3 protein-coding genes are annotated in these 3,107 nt (G+C 26.7%); 1 reads left to right on the forward strand and 2 read right to left on the reverse strand.

Going from position 1 to position 3,107, the window contains the following annotated elements:
- Window positions 1-149 precede the first annotated feature (149 nt).
- A complete protein-coding gene (locus tag Q0K19_RS15035) occupies window positions 150-1,640 on the forward strand; it encodes a hypothetical protein (RefSeq protein ID WP_297249394.1) in 1,491 nt (496 codons plus the stop codon).
- Between the two features lie 100 nt (window positions 1,641-1,740).
- Here the strand turns inward: Q0K19_RS15035 and Q0K19_RS15040 are convergent, their stop codons facing one another.
- Together Q0K19_RS15040 and Q0K19_RS15045 are read right to left on the reverse strand one after the other, a co-directional pair.
- On the reverse strand, window positions 1,741-2,187 hold the full coding sequence (locus Q0K19_RS15040) for a cupin domain-containing protein (RefSeq protein WP_297249396.1): 447 nt from the start codon (window positions 2,185-2,187) through the stop codon (window positions 1,741-1,743).
- Window positions 2,188-2,218: 31 nt separating this feature from the next.
- Window positions 2,219-2,722 carry a flavodoxin gene (locus Q0K19_RS15045; RefSeq protein ID WP_297249398.1) on the reverse strand — a complete coding sequence of 168 codons (504 nt, stop codon included), beginning with the start codon at window positions 2,720-2,722 and terminating at the stop codon, window positions 2,219-2,221.
- Window positions 2,723-3,107 lie beyond the last annotated feature (385 nt).

Consider the following 3,107-nt stretch of genomic DNA (forward strand, 5'->3'; position numbering starts at 1 on the left):
AATTATGATACACCTATGTTATACTTCAAAAAGATAAGGAATACTTAAATGCAATATGTATGGCACCCATGCATATAATTAATAACACTTATATTGAAATAAATACATCTATATAGTATACTTATTTTAATAATATTAAAGGAAAAACTATGAAGAAAATATTTTTACTCATTACAATAATGTCTTTAATTATAATTCAATGCGGTAATAAAACTGATAATCAAACTACTTCTAATAACAATGTTAATACAAATGAAGCTGTACAGTCAAATGAAACTATACCAGCAGCAAAAATATTATCAGAGGAAGATACTGCATTTTTGGATAAGGTAAAAAATAAAATAATTATAAGCGGTATGGCTAAATACACTTTCAAAGATAATGGAGATATAGAATATGTATATGATTCTGGAAGTTATAGAGAGGATAAAAATTATATATTTGAATCTTCAAAAGATGGAACTAATGCTTATTATTATGAACTTTATAATATACAGGATAAGTACGAAAAAGGACCAAGTAATATAGCTACAAATTATAAAGGATTTTCAGTAAAAAATGGAATTCTTTATGAAGATAATTATGAAGGATATGAAAGCGACCCTAATGAAACTATAATTACTAAATGGGAAAAAGAAAATTATTATTCTAACTACTATTACAGAGAAGTAAAAGAAAATCCTAACTTTGATAATTTTCCTTATGAGAATAAAGCTGATGTAACTTTTCAGGAATATAATGAAAGACAGCAAGGTATATTAGTATCAGAATCAGACTATAAACCGGAAGAAGTAGGTAATATTAATACTTATAATTTTAATGGTATATATTCAAATAATAACGCTTCTATAGAATTAAAGAAAAATAATGATGAAAGTTTCTATTTGTATGCTATTAATATAACTACAGATGAAAACGGACAAACAGTAACTAATATTCAAAGTACAGATGTTAGTAAAATGGTATTACAAGAAAATCAGTATGTTGAACCTCATTGCGCTATAGGTTCTCATACTTTAGATTATGAAGAGACTGTAGGAATGGATGGAGGTTATATTATATCTATTCAGCCTATAAGTGCTGATACTATTATGGTAACAGAGCCTAACGGAAGTTATGGATTTACTGGTATATATAAAAAAGCTCCTGAAATGCCGGATGCTGTAGATTCTAATGATAAAAGCACTAAAGAAAAAACATATTATAATGCTTGCAGATGGTATGCTGAAAATTACAGTGAATTAAATGATATTTTTAATAAAATTGTAGATTTTGATTTTGAGGGCGGCGGATATTATGAGATTAATATGGAGAATGTATATCTCTATATAGCTAAATTTAAAAACTCCGGATATTTTTCTGACAATTATATTAAAAATTTAGAAAATAGTTTTGAAGAAATAAAAAAGAATTTGGAAGAAAATAAACAAAGCGATGGAACTGTTGATGGTATGGAAGCAGACTGGTTTTTAGCTACACAAGAGATTGATTATTATATTAGTATTATAAATGAAATGAAGCTTAAAGATATAGTACCTTATGGAGATGAAACCGATTCTTTATGCATAAGTAACGATGAAGGAGAGTTTGTAATTTTAGAGCTTAAAAAATATGGTGATGAATGGCTGATTGAAAAATAAATATTGTATGGAAACTTCATTTATTATAAATGTATGGTAAATTTTATTATGAGTGTCTTATTTATAAAAGGCACTCATAATTTTTTAACAGTTTTATTAATTACTTATTCTTTTTATAAGCATTATACTCTTCATCAGTAACATGTTCTAACCAAGTAACATTATTTCCGTATTTATCTCCAGTGATAGCTATATGCTTCATTCTGCAGTCAGGCGAAGCACCATGCCAATGTTTTTTATCTTTAGGACAATAAAGAGCCTCTCCTGCATGAAACTCTAAAACTTCTCCGCCTTCTTCCTGAGTAAGTCCTATACCTTCAACTACAACTAAATGCTGTCCGCAAGGGTGGGTATGCCATGCAGTTCTGGCACCTGCTTCAAATGTTACATAAGCTACAGAGAAATGAGAATCTTCATTAGGCTCTGTAAGAATTTCTACTTCAACATCTCCTGTAAAATATTCTTTTGCTCCTTTAAATTTTTTTCCTTCTCCGTTTTTTATAAATATAGTTTTTTCTGGTGATTTTGGATATTCATAATTTGACATTTTATTTCTCCTTTTTATTTGAATGATTAAATTATTTTATTTTTACAAATATATCTTTAATCCATTTCTTTATTTCATTTTCAGCACTTGAGGTAGAACTTCCGTATACACTTAATATTTTAGCTGCTTGTTTAGATTTTGATTCTTTTTCTATATCTCTTTTAATGCTTCCAGAACCTCCTCCTCCATGAGTACAGAAAGGCATTATTATTTTATTAGAGAAATCAAAACTATTCAAGAATGTATTTACCGGAGGTGCAATTGTATTCCACCAGTTTGGGCTTCCTATAAATATAACATCATAATCATCTATGCTTTTTATATTGTTTTTTAATTTTGGTTTTATATTACTGTTTATATCTCTTTTAGCTTCGTTTAAAACTGTGTTGTAACTTGGTGAATATGCTTTTTCTGGTTCTGTATAGAAAAAGTCAATTTCAGCATTTGTAAATTCTGATTTTATAACTTTTCCTATAAACTCAGCAAGTTTTTTAGTGTTTGATGAATGTGAATAATATGATATTAATGCTTTCATTTTAAATTCCTATTATTGTTATCAATAAACTCGCTTTAGATTAGCTAATAACTAAAGTTATTAGCTGCTCGTTTATTTTTATTATTGTTATCAATAAACTCGCTTTAGATTAGCTAATAACTAAAGTTATTAGCTGCTCGTTTATTTTTATTGTTGCTTATTTTATTTAATATAATTATTTTTTAACAAATTAATAAGTATTTACTATATTTTATAATTTATACTAGTCATTACAAATAATTAAAATAAGAAACAAATTTTTTGTAAAATATAGTTGTTTATATATACTGAAACAAATATATTTTGTCAAAAATAAAATTATATTTTCTTTTTAATATATGGGGCTTTGCCCCATACCCCAGTTCTTTTATTGGTATAAAAGAAC

The sequence above is a fragment of the uncultured Brachyspira sp. genome, from assembly GCF_944393015.1.
In the GTDB taxonomy this organism is placed as follows: Bacteria; Spirochaetota; Brachyspiria; order Brachyspirales; family Brachyspiraceae; genus Brachyspira.